Below are 14,855 nucleotides of genomic sequence, written 5' to 3'. Positions count from 1 at the left end.
GCCGCTGGGTCGGTCGCCGGGACTCATACCGCCCGCCGCGCGGCCTGCCCACGGCTCGGCGCCGCGGCCGGGCCGTCGTCTCGTCACGAGCGGCGGAGCGGCGGTCGGCCGGGCGCGCTCCGACGCGGCAGCGGTTCGCTCGGACACGCACCCAGCGACCCTCGCACCGACCACCCGGACGGCAGCGGCACAGCGCGGCGTGGCACATGCACCCTCCGGCCGGCCGCGCCCGTCTCGACGGCACGCACACCACCGGTCGACCCGGGCGACACACCCGGGCCCGGCCGGTGTGACACCCCCGCCGTCAGGACGTGGGCGGCAGGGAACCAAAGGGGACGGAGACGACGGCGAGGTCGCCGTCGGTGTTCGCCACGGCGTGACCGTGACCGACGTCGGGCCCCGACGTCGGCGGGGGCATCCGTGGGGACGTGTCCGACCCGGCCGGCCGTGAGGGCGGTCCCGGCGGGTCACCGCGGGACCGAACCTGCCGCGCCGGGCGGAGCCCCGCTCCCACCCCGGCCGCCGCCGGCCTTCGCCCCGCCGGCGGCCCACGCACAGCGGCCACCCGTTTTGCCACATTTGCGCGAATCTTCCCGGCGAGGGAGCCTGGGAGGTGGCGCCCGACGGACGGGCTTGCGCGGCACCGTGTCCGGCCCTGCGTGCCGTCGGCACGAAGGGTCGTGACGTGACCCTTCGTTCGATGACCTCGACGCCGGGGTGCCTCCGGGAAGGGAGCGGGGCCTTGGGTGGTCGACTGGGCCGGCTGTTGACGGCCGCGGAGACGGCAGCGCCGGTGGAGGCCGTGGATGTGGTTGCCGCGAGCCTGCGGCGACGTTTCGACGCCACTCGTGTCTCCTTTCACATCGTGGACCTGACGGGCAAGGCGGTGGTGCGACTCGCCTCGGTCTCCGACGTGGAGGTCGGGCGGGAGGCCGAGCGGGTCGACCTGTTCGGCAGCGAGTACGAGCGGGTGATCAGGACCCAACTGCCCATCCACCTGGACCGGAACGGCGGGGGGCAGCGGTTGATCACCCCGGTCACCAACCGCGGCGACGCCATCGGCGTACTGGAGATGGAGCTGCCGCACGCGCTCGACGAGGACGCGCTCGAAGAGGTCAAGGAGGCGGCCCACGCCTTGGCCTACATCGTGATCGCCAACCAGCGCTTCACCGACTTCTACACCTGGGGCAAACGCTCCCGGCCCGTGGGGCTGGCCGCGGAGATCCAGTACCAGCTGCTGCCGCTGGCGCTCTCGTGCGAGGCGGCGCAGTTCGCCGTGTGCGGAAGCCTGGAGCCCTCGCAGGACCTCGCCGGCGACACCTTCGACTACGCCCTGGACCGGGAGATCCTGCACCTGTCGGTGACCGACACAGAAGGCCACAACACCAGAGCCGCGCTGACCGCCACCGTCCTGGTCAATGCACTGCGCCGCGCCCGCCGCAACGGAGCCGGCCTGGTCGAGCAGGCCGAACAGGCCAGCCGGGCCCTGGCCGACCACGCCGACTCCCACGCCACCGGTCAGCTGCTGCGCGTCAGCCTGCACACGGGCCAGGCACGGTTGATCAACGCCGGCCACCCCTCGCCGCTGCGTCTGCGGGCCGGCGTCGCGGAGGAGATCCACCTGGAGGTGGACCCCCCTCTCGGCATACCGGACCTCGCGCCCCACCCGTACCGGGTCCAGGACCTCGATCTGCAGCCCGGTGACCGCTTGGTCATGCTGACCGACGGCATGCTCGAACGGCGAGCCGGTGGCGTCGACATCCGCGGTCTCATGGAGACCACCGGCCATCTGCACCCTCGGGAGACCGCGCTCGCGCTGACCAGCGCGGTGCGGGACGCCGCCGGCGGTCGGCTCCAGGACGACGCGACGGTGATGTGCCTGGACTGGCACGGCCCCCAGGAGAGCCAGCGCCAGGTCAGCTCCGGCGCGGACACGGGTCAGGCCTCCCCAGCCCGCCACAGCCTGAGCGAGCTTCGCGCTCGGGAGAGGTGACCCCGGCCCTCACCCACCCGGCCGGCGGCTGTCTGCGACGAGGTCACCCACACGGTGCCGTATCAGTGCCATGCCGGTTCTCTCTTGAGGTGAGAGGCCGATGTGTCGGGTCGGCGCGGCGGCGGTGAGCGCGGCTGCGAGGGCGGCGGGAACGCCGAGCGCGTCGCCCGACGGCGGCCGACGCAGCCGTCGCCTCGGAGGCGACCTCACCGTCGACCGGTGCGCGATCGACCACCGCGAGCAGAAGCTGGTCGAGGTCGGTCTCCGCGACCACCCGCAGCGCGTCCGCGGCATCCGAGGCGTCGGCGAGGACATGGCACAGCGGAAGGACCTCGTCGGCGAGATCGTCGACGGACACGGCGTCGTGGGCGCGTTTCGCCGAACAGGCTCACGGCGGCACGCGGGGGCGCCCTCGCGTGCACGGCCCGAGCTCGATCCACCGGCGGGTCGTGGCGAGCCGACGCAGGCGGCGCCGCAACGGGCAGTACCCCTGCGCGCGCGTGGTCGTTAGCAGCGTGGCGGACGCACACGGCGTCCCGGCCGGAAGGATGCTCGATGCCCTGGAAACGCCGTCCCCGCCGACGCCTGCTGGTGCTGTCGGCGACAGCGGCCGTCTGCACGGGAACCATGGGGACCCCCGCGACCGCGAGCACGAACATCGTGGCGGCCGGGAACAGCGCCCATGACATCACGATGGTCAACAGCACCTCCGACGTCGGGGCGACAGCTGAGACGGTCCACACCAGCGGTCTGGGCAACGGCCTGATCCAGGTGCCGGTGGACCGCCCCGACAACCGGGGCGCCGGCGGCAGCCTGCTCTTCTCGGACCGAGAACTGAAGACCGAGGTCACTGCGGTGGTCTGGGAACGATGAGCACGAGGTGGCCGCGGCGGGCTCTGGCCAGGATCCGGGCCATGACCCCGGGCAGGAGGCGCCGCCGCCAAGGGGGCGCGGCAGCCGGTCTGACGTCGCGCGCCGCGTCGGGTGCGGTGTGCGGCAGTGCTTCGGTCAACGGCTACCAGGTGCTGGAGCAGGTCGCGCGGCTGCCGGTGAGCACCTGGCGGTACCACTGGGACCCTCCGCACGTGAGGCACGTCGGGCCCATGGCGCAGGACTGGTGGCAGGCGTTCGGGGTCGGCGAGAACGACCGGACGATCTGCTGCACCGACGCCAACGGGGTGGCCATCGTCGCGATCCAGGCGCTGCACCGGGAACTGAACGAACTCCGGGGCGAGCTCGCGGAACTGCGCGCCGTGGCCGCCCCGGCGTGTCACATCGACAATCCCGAAGGGGGCGGCTCCGGCTGAAGCCGACCGACTCCCGCCGCACCGGGGTCCGGCCGGCCGGTTGAGGCACACCGCACCCGCGGCGTGAGGGAGCAAGCGGGGCTCGCCCGGCCGCCACGTCCTGGCGCGGCGGCACCGCACCTCTCCGGCAGCTCCGCCCCGGGCAGGGCGCTCGCCGCGACGGGCGCGACCACCGGTGTGACATGCGACACGCGAGGGGGCGCCGACCGGGCACGTGCCGGCCCTCGCGACACCTCGGAGTCCGAATCGGAGCGTGCCCCACCCCGGCCGTAGCATGCGGCGACGACCGTCACGGAGCGCGACACCCCGCCCGCTCGGGCCACCGCCCGACGTGCGCCATGGGAGCGCGCTCACGAACTCCGGGCCGGGTGACCCCTCCGGGACGACCGGCCCCGGGCGGCGGGACCGACCGTCCCGGCGGGCCGGCCCCGGCGGCGGCGGGCACGGCCCCAACACCGGGTACCGGGCGGGCATGTGACGGACACAAAGCGGGCAGGGCACCTACCGGAGACGTTCCACCCAATTCCGGCGCAAGGGTAGTTTCACGGGACATGGGGCTCATCCTCGGCACATCAATGCCGCAACCGACTTCCGGTTATCAAAATGCTTCGACGAGTCGATCCGGGGTAGCAGAAGCGCCCACTCCCGGATGTCACCCAACGCGGCGATCTCACAGAACGTACACAGTTTGCAAGGAACCGCCGCGAGTTAACACGGCGTGTTCGTGGGAGAGACGGCCCCGCTGTTCCGCGAAGCGGGGCGGGAGACCGGAACCGCGTGAACACAGCGCATGAACTCCGGCCCACCGCAGCAGTCTTGTGTTGACGGGCACGACGGGCTTCGCTGTAGCATGTGGGCGACCAATGTTGACACACGGGGGGTGTTAGCGCGTGGGTGTACTAGTCGTAGACGACCACCCTTGCGTCCGGATGGCACTGAGCAGCATAGTTGAAAGCCGGACTGAAATTGAATTGCTGGGCGAAGCGGCCTCGGGCGACCAGGCACTGGTCCTCGCGGAGCGCAAGCGCCCGTCCCTGATCATCTGCGATCTGGAGATCCGAGGATTCCTGCGGGGCACCGAGCTCTTGAGGATGCTCAAGGCTCTGCCCTGGCGACCACAGGTAATCGTCTTCTCCGGCTCGCGTGACTCCAACGAGGTCGTCTCCGCCCTGATGTCGGGCGCGGACAGCTTCGTCCACAAGGGAATCGCCATCCCGGAACTCCTCCGGGCCATCGAGCGCACGCTCCAGGGCGAGAAAGTGCTTCTCCTGGAAGGAGAATCCGCACCGAAGGACGCTCTCGACCACGTCCATCGGAAGTACTTCATGACCGAGCGAGAGGCCGAGGTTCTGCTCCTACTGCTGCGCCGTTTCAGCAACGAGGAAATCGCCGAGGAACTGACATTGGCACGGCAGACGGTGAAGAATCACGTCAGCCGCGTGTTCCGAAAAGTCGGAGTGACCAACCGACGGGAACTGCGCTGCGCGATCGGCGACACCGCACTGACCGCCCGCGGCCGTTATCGGCAGCGGAGTGTGCGCATGGCCGGCTGATCCCGCCGTACGCCGCCGAGGGGCGGCAGCCTGCGAAATGAGGGGCCCCGATCCGCCTGCGGACCGGGGCCCCTCACGCGCGCCGGGTCGGGAACGGCCGCGCACCGGAGGCGGGCGCCGGACGGGCCTCACGGCCGGACCGGGGCCGCGCGCACAGTGCCTGGCAACGGGCACGGAACGGGCCCGGTACGGAGATCTGCGGATCTCCGTACCGGGCCCGTGCGGGTCCGCCCCGACGCGACGCCGGGGTCAGGCGCCCCGGATGTCCCGACGGTTGACGCCCCACGTACCCACCGCGACGAGCGCTCCGGTGACCACGAGGATGGTCACCAGACCACCGAGGGAGAAGCCGTGCTGCGCGGGGCCGTCGCCCAGCGCCCACTGCCAGGGCGACAGGACCTGGAGCGACTCCAGCGCCTCGCTCAGCGGGAAGAGCGACTGGGCGACGTAGCCGAACCCGGCGACACCGGCGGTCGCGCCGAGCGCCGCGCCGCGGGCAGCGCCGAGCCCCGCCGCGCAGTACAGGACCGCCGCGTGCAGGACGCCGAGCAGGGTGACGCTGAACGTGGCCGCGGCCACGTTCCCGTAGGAGGCGTCCAGCTCCAGCGCGGGCATGCACATGTACAGGAACAGCAGGACCACCAGGCCGAGGCCGAGCATCGCCGCGGCGACCGTGGCGAACCGGCCGAGGTAGACCTGGGTCCGGGTGACCGGGAGGGTCAGCTCCATCTCCAGCTGCCCGCTGTCCTCGTCGCCCGCGGTCAGGTTGCTGGTCCAGGCGATCGCCGCGCATATGAGCAGCAGCGGCAGGACCAGCGAGAAAAGGTTGGAGTCGAGGAAGCCGGCCGGGTCGCTGAGGTCGGCGATGCCGAACGCCGTCAGCATGGACTCCGGCAGGTCGTCGGTGAAGGAGGTCTCCGCGTCGCGGAACCCCGGCCAGGTGGAGACGATGGTGAGCACCAGCAGGGCCAGCACCCCGCCCCAGATCAGCACGGACTTCCGCAGCCGCCGCCCGGCGTGGCTCAGCACCTCGGTCGTGGCGCTCATGCCTGCTCCCCTTCCACCTGCGCGTCGTGCTGGGTACCGCCGGCGTTGTCGCCGTAGAGAGTGAGGAAGATGTCCTCGATCTCCCGTTTCGGGGCGACCACCGACTCCGCGCGGTGCCGTGCCAGCACCTCCAGAACCGGGTGGGCGGGGCCGCTGAGGGTCAGCCGGACACCGGTCTCGTCGACGGTGACGTCCTGCGCCTCGGGGAGCGCCCGCAGCTCTTCCACCGGCGGCGGGCCGGGGAAGGTCGCGGTGAGCTGCTGCCGGGCGCGGGACTGGATCTCGGCGACGGTCCCCTGGAGGACCAGCTCGCCGCCGCGCAGCACCGCGATGCGCTCGGCGACGCGCTCCACCTCGGAGAGGATGTGGGAGGAGAGCAGCACGGTCGCGCCGGCGTCCCTGGCCTCCTCCACCATGGCGAGGAACTGCTGCTGCACCAGCGGGTCGAGGCCGTTGGTCGGCTCGTCGAGGACCAGCAGTTCGGGGCGGGACATGAAGGCCCCGACCAGGCCGACCTTGCGCCGGTTACCGGTGGAGAGGGTGCGTACCGCGCGGTCCGGGCGCAGCCCCAGGCGCTCGGAGAGCGCGTCGCGGTGCTTGCGGTCGACCGAACCGCGGTAGGCGGCCCAGTGGTCCAGCTGCTGCGCGACGGTCAGTCGGTCGTCGAGCCGCAGCTCGCCCGGCAGGTAGCCGACGCGGGCCCGCGTCGTGGTGGCGGACGGTGCCGCCGGGTCGGCGCCGAGCAGCCGCACGGAGCCGCCGGTCGGCCGGGCGACGCCCATGACCATGCGGATCGTCGTGCTCTTGCCCGCGCCGTTGGGGCCCAGGTAGCCGAAGACCGTGCCCTGCGGCACCGTCAGGTCGAGGGAGTTCACCGCGGTGAAGTCCCCGAATTTCTTGGTGAGTGCGGTGCACTCGATGACCGAAGACGCCATCTTCCTCCCCATTCTTCGGACCGGCCGCCCGGGGACGGCCAGGATTGGCTCCCCGGGAGGAATGGCCGGTCTCTCGTCCTACGTGTGCACGGCGACGCGGGGCCGCTCCGTCAGCGACCGGTCCACCGCGGTTCCCTGCGTTCCAGGAACGCGGACACGCCTTCCTGCGCGTCGGCGGAGCGTTTGACCTCCGCGACCAGTGGCTGCTGCCTTTCGAACCGCTCGTCCGCGGGCCAGCCGGGAGCCTCCGTGGCGATCTTCTTGCTCGCCCGCACGGCGAGCGGCGCGCAGCGCGCGATCTCACCGGCGAGGGCCAGTGCGGTCGCTTCCGCCTCGCCCGGCGCGCACAGGCGGTTGACCATGCCGAACCGCTCCGCCCGCTCGGCGGTCAGCGTGCCGCCGGTGAGGAGGATCTCCAGGGCCACGGCACGCGGCAGACGTTCCGTCAGGCGGAACAGTCCGCCCGCGCCCGGCAGTAGTCCGCGCCGGGCCTCGGGGAGGGCGAACCGGGCGTCGTCGGCCGCGACCACGAGGTCGCAGGCCATGACGATCTCCCAGCCGCCGCCCCAGGCGCCGCCCTCCACCGCCGCCACCAGCGGCGTGGCGGGCGGTTGTTCGGTGATGCCGGCGAAGCCGCGTCCGGGGACGCGGGAGCGGCCACCGGCGCTGAGCTCCCTGAGGTCCATGCCGGCGGAGAACCAGCCGCCGGACCCGGTGAGGACGCCCGCGCGGAGTGAGGGGTCCGCGTCCAGCTCCGTCATGGCCGCCGCGAGTCGGTCGGCGGTGTCCTGGTCGACGGCGTTCCGCCGGCTCGGCCGGTCGAAGGTGATCACCAGGACGGCGCCCTCGCGTCGCGTCCTCAGTCCTTCGGGCATGACGAGAACACTCTCCATTGTGGGGGACGGACGCGGAGACAACGGAACGGCATTACTCTTCCGCCGTGCGGTGCGATCGTAGCGCGCGGTGCCGGAACAGGTAGGTACGTTTGGTACTCAGTTGCACGCCCGGAGGTACCCGAATACTCCGGCGCGAAGGCGGCGTACTTCCGGTACCACCCCCCGGTCGGGCTTGGTACGGGTAGCGGCTTCCGGCCCGCCGGGATTTCCCTAGGCTTCTTCGCATGGCAGATATAAAAGGCGGGGGCGGAGGCGCGGACACGACGGCCGAGCCCGTCTACGTCACCGGAATAGGCACCTTTCTTGCAGGTGCTTCGAACGTCAATGAATTCTGGCAGAACCTCTACCACGGTAAATCCCAGATCGGGCGGCTGAGCCGCTACCGCGCGGAGGGCCTACCGGTCCACCTGGCCGCGGAGATCAAGGACTTCGACCACCGCAAGCACCTCCCCGACCTGGAGGACAAGTACGCGGCGAAGTACACCCGGGACATCCTCGTCACGATGTCCGCCGTCGAGCAGGCGCACGAGGACGCCGGGCTGCGACGTGACCAGGTCGACCCGCGGCGGGTCGCCCTCATCTCCTCCTCCTCCCGCGGGCCCACCGGTTGGTGGGAGTCCGCGCTCCAGGGCGACGGCGAGGCGTTCGAGGACAAGACCGCGCTGCTGCGGAGCCTGCCGGGCGGTCCGTCCAGCATGGCCGCGATCTACAGCGACATCCAGGGCCTGGTGACGACGGTCGGCAACGCGTGCGTCGGGGTCCACCAGGCCATCGGTCTGGCCATGGACCACCTGCGGGCCGGCGGCGCCGACATCGTGATGGTGAGCGGCCACGACTTCCCGATCGTGCGCTCCGTCGCCCGGCTGTACCTCTCCCTCGGCAACGGGGTCCTCACCTCGCAGCAGGACGACCCGGCGACGGCGATGAAGCCGTACAGCCGCGACCGCGACGGCTTCGCGTTCGGCGAGGGCTCGGTCGTCCTGGTCCTGGAGCGCGCCTCCTCCGCCGAGCGGCGCGGCGCCCGCCCCTATGCCCAGCTGATCGCGGGCCGTTCGCACAACGAGGCGGACCACCCGACGACGATGGACCTGACCGGCCAGAAGACGGCACGGCTGTTCCGCGAGCTGACCGCGGCGTCCGGGCACACCCCCGACGACATCGACTACGTCTGCGGCCACGGCACCGCCACCGGGTACAACGACCTCGCGGAGAGCCGTGCGCTCAAGGCGCTGTACCCCGAGCGCGCCGCCGCGGACCTGCCGCCGATCAGCTCCAACAAGCCGGTCTACGGGCATTGCATGGGCGTCTCCGGCGCGGTGAACGTCGCCGCCACCTCGCTGATGCTGCACCACCAGAAGCTGGCGCCGACCCTCAACTACCACGACCCGGACCCGGAGTGCGACCACGACCACGTGGGGCTCGTGGGCCGGGAGGCCGAGTTGGACTACGCGACCTCGCTGTCGTTCGCCTTCGGCGCGCACACCTCCGTCGTGTCGCTGGGAGCCGTCACATGACCGTCGCACCGGAGCGCCCCGCCGACCTCGCCACCGGGGCCGACCGCCGCGGGCCGGTGGTCCACCCGGACGTGGACGCCATGGTCGCCGCCCACGTGCGTCCCGGCATGCACGTGCACGCCGCGGCGACGCTCTCCCGTCCGAACGCGCTGATCTACGCCCTGGCGCGGCAGTTCGCGGGCACGCGTTCGCTCACCGTCAGCACCACCGCCGTGCACTCCAGCGCGCACGCGCTGGCCCTGTCGGGCGCGGTGCGGAAGATGATCGCCTGCTTCCTCGGCGACACCTACCCCTCGCCCCGTCCCAACCGGCTCTACAAGGAACTGGCCCAGGGCCGGCCCTTCGAGCTGGAGACCTGGAGCCTGCTGAGCTACACGCAGCGGCTCATCGCCGGCGCCCAGGGGCTGCCCTGGGCGGTCACGGGGTCGCTCAGCGGCACCGACCTGGCCGACGGCAAGGAGGGCCTGCTGGCGCCGCTGCCGGTGCAACCGGAGGACCCGGACGCGCAGCGTCCCGGCTCCCTGGTCCGGGCGATGAACCCCGACCTGACGCTGGTCCACGGCGCGGTGGCCGACCGGCGCGGCAACGTCGTGCTGCTGGCCCCCGTCGGGGAGGGCGCCTGGGCCGCGTACGCGGCGAAGGGCGGTGTGCTGGCCTCCGTCGAGCGCATCGTGCCGGACGAGGTCATCGACGCGTGCCCGGACCGGGTGCTGATCCCCGGCCAGCGGGTGGTGGGGCTCTGCGAGGCGCGGCTGGGTGCCCATCCGCAGTCGCTGCGGGCCGACGGCGTGGCGGGCCTCCCGGGGTACCGCGACGACTACGCCTTCATCGAGGAGATCAACGAGCGGTGCGCCACCCCCGAGGGGGCCGAGGACTGGTACCGCGAGTGGGTGTCCGGGGTCGGCTCGCACGAGGGCTACCTGCGGCACCTCGACGACCGGGAGTGGCCGTCCGCCCCCTGGCCGGGCGGGAGCGCTGCCCTCGACCTCCCCTCCCCCCGGGTGGAGCCGGCGGGTGGGACGAACGACCCGACGGCGGCCGACCCCGACGCCGCCGGCGACCAGCAGCGGATGATCGTGCTGGGCGCGCGGGCGATCGTGGACCGGGTGGAGAGCGGCGGTTACGACACGCTGCTCGCCGGCATCGGCTCGTCCCACATCGCCGCCTGGCTGGCCGCTCGGCTGCTCGCCGAACGCGGCACCGAGGTGCAGGTCTGCGCCGAGCTGGGCTTCTACGGCACCAAGCCGGACTCCGGTGACGTCTTCCTCTTCAGCCAGCTGCACGGCGGGGCCTCGCAGGGGCTGTCGGGGATCGTGGAGGTGCTGGGCGGGATGGTCGCCGGCAACTCGCGGCGCTGCCTCGGTGTGCTCGCCGCGGGCGAGATCGACCAGCAGGGCGCGATCAACAGCAGCCTGCTCTCCAACGGGCGGTGGCTGACCGGCTCGGGCGGCGCCAACGACATCGCCTCCAGCGTGGACTGCCTGGTGGTCTGCGAGGCGCGACCCCGGCGGCTGGTCGAGAAGGTCGCGTACGTGACCAGCCCCGGCGACCGGGTGCACGACGTCGTCTGCCAGTTCGGCCGGTTCCGCCGGGAGAGCGGCGCGGAGGACTTCCGGCTGACGACGTGGCTGCCCCCGGTCGGGGACGACGCGCCCGGCACGCCCGCCGAGGCCGTGGCGGCGCTGACCGCCTGGCAGGCCGAGGCGTCGCGGACCGACGACGAGGTGCCGGTGACTGCGCACGAGTTGGCGCTGCTGCGGGAGCTGGACCCGGACGGCCACTTCCGCTGACGGGCGGCGTGCGGGACGGCGGCGGGACGGCCGCCGCCGTCTCGCACGAACGACGCGTCCGCGACGCGGAACGACGGACGGGGTGGCACCGGAGGACCGGTGCCACCCCGTCCGTCGTGTCGGGGGGCGTGTTCAGGAACCGGCGCCGGCGGGCCGCTGCTCGCCGAGGAGGAACCGGGTGACCAGGTCGTTGAACGCCTCCGGCTGCTCCCGCGGCGCGAAGTGGCCCGCGCCGGGGATGCCGTACGCCTGCGCGTTCTCCATCCGGGCGGCGGCGCGCTCACCCTGGTCGAGCGGGACGACGGGGTCCTGCGCGCCGTGGGCGAAGAGCGTGGGGGCCTTGATCTCGTCCACCCGGCGCGAGTAGTCGGTGCGCAGCCCGCGCGGGGTGACGTCGCTCCGGTTGAGGCTGCGGAACGCCTTCCCTGCCTCGGGCGCCTGGTACATGGCGTACATCTCCTCCACCATGTCCTCGGTCATCCCGGGGACCGCGCCGGCGAAGTGGCTGCGGATCTTGTCGCGGCTCTTGCCCGACTGCTTGTACAGGTAGCGGTGTGCGGGGGGCACCCGGGTGAACACCCAGGTCAGCAGCGGGCTCTTGATCTCGTGGGTCAGCCCGTAGCTGTTGACCGGGACCAGTCGGTCGACCAGTTCCGCGTGGCGCAGCGCCATGTTGAGCGCGATGCCGCCGCCCATGGAGAGGCCGACGAGGTGGGCGCGCGGCACGTCGAGCTCGGCCATGAAGTCGCGGACGAAGTCGCCGTAGAAGTCGATGGTGTAGTCGATGTCCGGCTTGTCGGTCTCGCCGTACCCGGGGAGGTCCGGCACGAGGACGTGGAAGCGTTCGGCGAGCGGGCCGACGGCGTCGCGCCAGGTGAAGTCGGCCCGGTCGATGCCGCCTCCGTGGAGGAGCAGGACGGTCTGCGATCCGGCGCCGGCGCGCAGGTAGTGCGTCCGGATTCCCTGGACGGTGACCCACGCGCTGCTGGCGGCGGGGACGGGGTCGGGCATGGTCTCCCTCTTCGGTCGGTGTGGGGGTGCCGCCGGTGCCGTTCCGGACACCGCTCGGGGTGGCGCGTCCGGGCCGGAGCCGGCGGGTGCTGCGGGTAACTGTAGGCAGTCGGAGCGTGCCCGGGACAGACCGGCCGTCAGGGCTCCAGGGCGAGCAGGCGGCGGGCGTTGCCGGAGAGCCAGGCCGCCTCGACGTCCTCACCCAGGCCGAGTCGGCGGACCTCGTCCACCAGTCGGCTGATGGGCACGTCGTGGACGGCCGCCGAGGAACCGAACATGACCTTGCGGCGGATGGTGGTGCGCCCGGCGGACATCAGCGGCTCCCACCCGCTGCCCGGCTCCGTGAAGTGCCGGGGGCGGTGGGAGGAGATCTCCAGGTGGACCCGGCGGTGCCGCTGGGCCACGGCGGTCAGTTCGCGCAGCCACGGCCACCCCGCGTGCCCCACCACGATGTCCAGCTCCGGGTGGCGCACGGCGATGCGGTCCACGTGCCACCAGGAGCACCTGTCGAGCGGCCGGTCGGAGGCGAAGTGCTGTCCGGTGTGCAGCCACACCGGCAGCGAGCGCTCCTCGGCGGCGGCGAAGACCGGGGCGTACCGCGGGTCCGCCGGGTCGACGTCGTCGAGGAACGGGTTGACCGTGATGCCGCGCAGCCCGCGGTCGGGGCAGGAGCGGACCTCCCGGAGCGCCTCGTCGGGGTTCCGCAGCGAGAGTCCCAGCCACGCCTGCAACCGGTGGGGGGCGCGCGCGGCGAGCCCCGCCAGCAGGTCGTTGACGTCGCTGCCGGTGCCGAAAGGCGCGGGCACGCCGTGCACCACCTGGTGGCCGATGCCGTTCTCGTCGAGCTCGGCCAGGTAGGCGTCGAGTTCGAACTCGTCCCCCATGCCGTCGACCAGGACGTCCACCGCGTCGAGCAACCGGTCCTCCCGGAGCGCCTGCCGGTAGGCGTCGGGGTCGGCGCCGTAGGTGCGGCACCAGCCGCGCGCGAAGATCCGCAGGTAGGCGGGGGCTTCGAGCGCCAGCCGCCGCATGTAGGCGCGGCAGACCTCGGGTTCGGCGGGCATCGAGCACATGTCGACGACGCCGCCGCCGGAGCGGGGGTCGGCCGCGGTCCCCGGTGACGGCGTCTTGCGGGTGGCGGTGCTCATCGGCCGGTGAACCGCGGGCGGCGCTTGTTCAGGAAGGCGTCCAGCCCCTCGTGGCCGTCCTCGATCTCGGCGTGGCTGCGGTGGTGGAACTCGTTCTGGAGTCGCAGCGCGTACTCCGCGGGCTGGCCCCAGCAGCGCTCCCGCAGCTCCTTGAAGTGGCCGATGGCCTTGGTGGGGGCGGCGGCCAGGGCGGCGGCCAGGGTGTCGAGCTCCTTGTGGAAGGTGTCGTGCGGCACCACCCGGTCGACGAGGCCGATCCGTTCGGCCTCGTGGGCGTCGGCGAGCCGGCCGGTGACGAAGAGTTCGGTGGCGCGGGCGGGTCCGACGACGCGGGGCAGCAGCGCCGCGTTGCCCGGGTAGCCGACCTGCACCAGGCCGCTGCCGATGCGGACCTTGTCGGAGGCGAGCCGGTAGTCGGCGGCGCACGCCATCTCGGTGCCGGCGCCGACCGTCGCGCCGTTGAGGCCGGCGACGACCGGCTTGCGGGCGGTGATCAGGGCCTCGCAGATCCGCAGGTAGAGGTAGTCGCGGGTCAGCCGGGAGGCGGGGGCGCCGTCGCGCATGCCGTCGCGGGCCTGCTGGACGGCCTCGATGTCGTCGCCAGCGCAGAACGCCGTGCCGGCGCCGGTGAGCACGACCACCCGGGTCGCGGTGTCGGTGACCGCGCCGATCACCGCGTCCAGCAGCTCGGCCGCCAGCTCGTAGTTGAGGCTGTTGCGGTGGTCGGGGCGGTCGAGGACGACGGTCGTGACGCCCTCGGCGTGGCGGGTGGTCACGAACCGGCGCTCGGCCGGCGGCTCTTCCCCTGTGGTGCGGGAGTGCTGGGGGGCGGTCACGGGGATACCTCCGTCGGTCGGTTCGAGCGGGTGGCGGTGGAGCGCACGTGGCGCTCGACCGAGGCGCGCGTTCCCGCGCGGGGGCTGGTCGGTTCCATGCGCAGGACGGGTCCGAGGCTGATCCGCGGGTCCATCGTGACGAGTTGGCCGACGGTGGTCGCGACGTGCTCGGCGGTGAGCAGGTCGTCCGGGGTCACCCCGTACTCGGAGAGGTCCGGGGAGAGTCGGGAACCGACCCAGCCCAGGCAGAGCGCCAGCGCGCGCACGCCGTGGCCGCGGTTCTCCAGGTCGGTCAGTTCGGTGAGGGTGTTGAGCGCCTGTTTGGTGACGGCGTAGGGCGCGGTGCCGGCGATGCGCTCCAGGGAGACGGCGGAGCTGATGTTGACGACCCGGCCCCAGCCGCGCTCCCGCATGCCCGGCAGGCTGAGGCGCGTCAGGTGGAAGGGCACCGTGACGTTGAGCTGCATCTGGAGGTCCCAGTGCTTGGGCCGGACCTCGTGCACCGGCGCCGTCTGCACCGCCGCCGCGCAGTTGACGAGGATGTCGACGGGGCCGAGCGTCCGCTCGGCCTCCGCGTGCGCGAGTTCCGCGCCGCCCTCCTGCGCGAGGTCGGCGACGACGGCGGCGGAGGGGACACCCTCCGCGGCGACCCGGGCGCGGGCCGCGTCGAGTTCGGCGGGCCGGCGGGCGACGAGCGCCACCCCGGCGCCGAGGCGGGCGAGTTCCAGGGCGATGGCGGCGCCGACGCCCGAGGACGCGCCCGCGACCAGGGCCGTCCGGTCCTTCAACTGAGCTGTCATGGCTTTCCTGTCCGGAGTCTGGGGG

13 protein-coding genes are annotated in these 14,855 nt (G+C 72.7%); 6 read left to right on the top strand and 7 right to left on the bottom strand.

Going from position 1 to position 14,855, the window contains the following annotated elements:
• Positions 1-793 precede the first annotated feature (793 nt).
• The 4 genes from HCJ92_RS15225 (at position 794) to HCJ92_RS25625 (ending at position 4,853) form a co-directional block, all read left to right on the top strand.
• Complete coding sequence (locus tag HCJ92_RS15225) at positions 794-1,993, top strand: SpoIIE family protein phosphatase (RefSeq protein ID WP_420824717.1); 1,200 nt, start codon at positions 794-796, stop codon at positions 1,991-1,993.
• A gap of 555 nt (positions 1,994-2,548) precedes the next feature.
• Positions 2,549-2,866 carry a hypothetical protein gene (locus HCJ92_RS15220; RefSeq protein ID WP_167934134.1) on the top strand — a complete coding sequence of 106 codons (318 nt, stop codon included), beginning with the start codon at positions 2,549-2,551 and terminating at the stop codon, positions 2,864-2,866.
• Between the two features lie 41 nt (positions 2,867-2,907).
• On the top strand, positions 2,908-3,300 hold the full coding sequence (locus HCJ92_RS15215; RefSeq protein ID WP_167934133.1) for a tail fiber domain-containing protein: 393 nt from the start codon (positions 2,908-2,910) through the stop codon (positions 3,298-3,300).
• 890 nt (positions 3,301-4,190) lie between these two features.
• The gene (locus tag HCJ92_RS25625; protein ID WP_338054194.1) at positions 4,191-4,853 is read left to right on the top strand and encodes a response regulator; all 663 of its coding nucleotides are present in this window, start codon (positions 4,191-4,193) and stop codon (positions 4,851-4,853) included.
• A 249-nt stretch (positions 4,854-5,102) separates the two neighbouring features.
• Here the strand turns inward: HCJ92_RS25625 and HCJ92_RS15205 are convergent, their stop codons facing one another.
• The 3 genes from HCJ92_RS15205 to HCJ92_RS15195 all read right to left on the bottom strand — a co-directional run bounded on the left by HCJ92_RS15205 (position 5,103) and on the right by HCJ92_RS15195 (position 7,710).
• A complete protein-coding gene (locus HCJ92_RS15205) occupies positions 5,103-5,900 on the bottom strand; it encodes an ABC transporter permease subunit (RefSeq protein ID WP_167934131.1) in 798 nt (265 codons plus the stop codon).
• Positions 5,897-6,835: an ABC transporter ATP-binding protein gene (locus HCJ92_RS15200; protein ID WP_167934130.1), complete on the bottom strand. Its 939-nt coding sequence runs from the start codon at positions 6,833-6,835 to the stop codon at positions 5,897-5,899. The genes HCJ92_RS15205 and HCJ92_RS15200 overlap by 4 nt, the downstream gene beginning before the upstream one ends.
• 110 nt (positions 6,836-6,945) lie before the next feature.
• A complete protein-coding gene (locus tag HCJ92_RS15195; protein ID WP_167934129.1) occupies positions 6,946-7,710 on the bottom strand; it encodes a crotonase/enoyl-CoA hydratase family protein in 765 nt (254 codons plus the stop codon).
• 245 nt (positions 7,711-7,955) lie between these two features.
• Between HCJ92_RS15195 and HCJ92_RS15190 the strand changes: the two genes are divergently transcribed.
• Positions 7,956-9,245, top strand: a complete 1,290-nt coding sequence (locus HCJ92_RS15190) for a beta-ketoacyl-[acyl-carrier-protein] synthase family protein (RefSeq protein WP_167934128.1) — start codon at positions 7,956-7,958, stop codon at positions 9,243-9,245.
• Positions 9,242-11,035, top strand: a complete 1,794-nt coding sequence (locus tag HCJ92_RS15185) for a CoA-transferase (RefSeq protein ID WP_209311153.1) — start codon at positions 9,242-9,244, stop codon at positions 11,033-11,035. The genes HCJ92_RS15190 and HCJ92_RS15185 overlap by 4 nt, the downstream gene beginning before the upstream one ends.
• Positions 11,036-11,167: 132 nt before the next feature.
• Here the strand turns inward: HCJ92_RS15185 and HCJ92_RS15180 are convergent, their stop codons facing one another.
• From HCJ92_RS15180 to HCJ92_RS15165, 4 genes are all read right to left on the bottom strand, one after another.
• Entirely contained in the window at positions 11,168-12,046 is an 879-nt protein-coding gene (locus HCJ92_RS15180) for an alpha/beta fold hydrolase (protein ID WP_167934127.1), read from the bottom strand.
• Between the two features lie 137 nt (positions 12,047-12,183).
• Positions 12,184-13,194 (bottom strand): amidohydrolase family protein, encoded by a 1,011-nt coding sequence (locus HCJ92_RS15175; protein ID WP_167934126.1) that lies wholly within the window; start codon positions 13,192-13,194, stop codon positions 12,184-12,186.
• Positions 13,191-14,030, bottom strand: coding sequence for an enoyl-CoA hydratase-related protein (locus tag HCJ92_RS15170; protein ID WP_167934125.1), 840 nt, complete (start codon positions 14,028-14,030; stop codon positions 13,191-13,193). Before HCJ92_RS15170 ends, HCJ92_RS15175 begins: the two co-directional genes overlap by 4 nt.
• Complete coding sequence (locus tag HCJ92_RS15165) at positions 14,027-14,830, bottom strand: SDR family NAD(P)-dependent oxidoreductase (RefSeq protein ID WP_167934124.1); 804 nt, start codon at positions 14,828-14,830, stop codon at positions 14,027-14,029. The genes HCJ92_RS15170 and HCJ92_RS15165 overlap by 4 nt, the downstream gene beginning before the upstream one ends.
• Between the last annotated feature and the right edge of the window lie 25 nt (positions 14,831-14,855).

Source organism: Streptomyces spiramenti (genome assembly GCF_012034385.1).
Taxonomy (GTDB): Bacteria; Actinomycetota; Actinomycetes; order Streptomycetales; family Streptomycetaceae; genus Streptomyces; species Streptomyces spiramenti.
This window is presented reverse-complemented; position numbering and strand designations above follow the sequence as displayed.

Bases quoted from the DNA above. Each gene is read 5' to 3' on its own strand.
- HCJ92_RS15220 (WP_167934134.1), top strand. From the start codon at position 2,549: ATGCCCTGGAAACGCCGTCCCCGCCGACGCCTGCTGGTGCTGTCGGCG.
- HCJ92_RS15215 (WP_167934133.1), top strand. From the start codon at position 2,908: ATGACCCCGGGCAGGAGGCGCCGCCGCCAAGGGGGCGCGGCAGCCGGT.
- HCJ92_RS15205 (WP_167934131.1), bottom strand. From the start codon at position 5,900: ATGAGCGCCACGACCGAGGTGCTGAGCCACGCCGGGCGGCGGCTGCGG.
- HCJ92_RS15200 (WP_167934130.1), bottom strand. From the start codon at position 6,835: ATGGCGTCTTCGGTCATCGAGTGCACCGCACTCACCAAGAAATTCGGG.
- HCJ92_RS15195 (WP_167934129.1), bottom strand. From the start codon at position 7,710: ATGCCCGAAGGACTGAGGACGCGACGCGAGGGCGCCGTCCTGGTGATC.
- HCJ92_RS15190 (WP_167934128.1), top strand. From the start codon at position 7,956: ATGGCAGATATAAAAGGCGGGGGCGGAGGCGCGGACACGACGGCCGAG.
- HCJ92_RS15185 (WP_209311153.1), top strand. From the start codon at position 9,242: ATGACCGTCGCACCGGAGCGCCCCGCCGACCTCGCCACCGGGGCCGAC.
- HCJ92_RS15180 (WP_167934127.1), bottom strand. From the start codon at position 12,046: ATGCCCGACCCCGTCCCCGCCGCCAGCAGCGCGTGGGTCACCGTCCAG.
- HCJ92_RS15175 (WP_167934126.1), bottom strand. From the start codon at position 13,194: ATGAGCACCGCCACCCGCAAGACGCCGTCACCGGGGACCGCGGCCGAC.
- HCJ92_RS15165 (WP_167934124.1), bottom strand. From the start codon at position 14,830: ATGACAGCTCAGTTGAAGGACCGGACGGCCCTGGTCGCGGGCGCGTCC.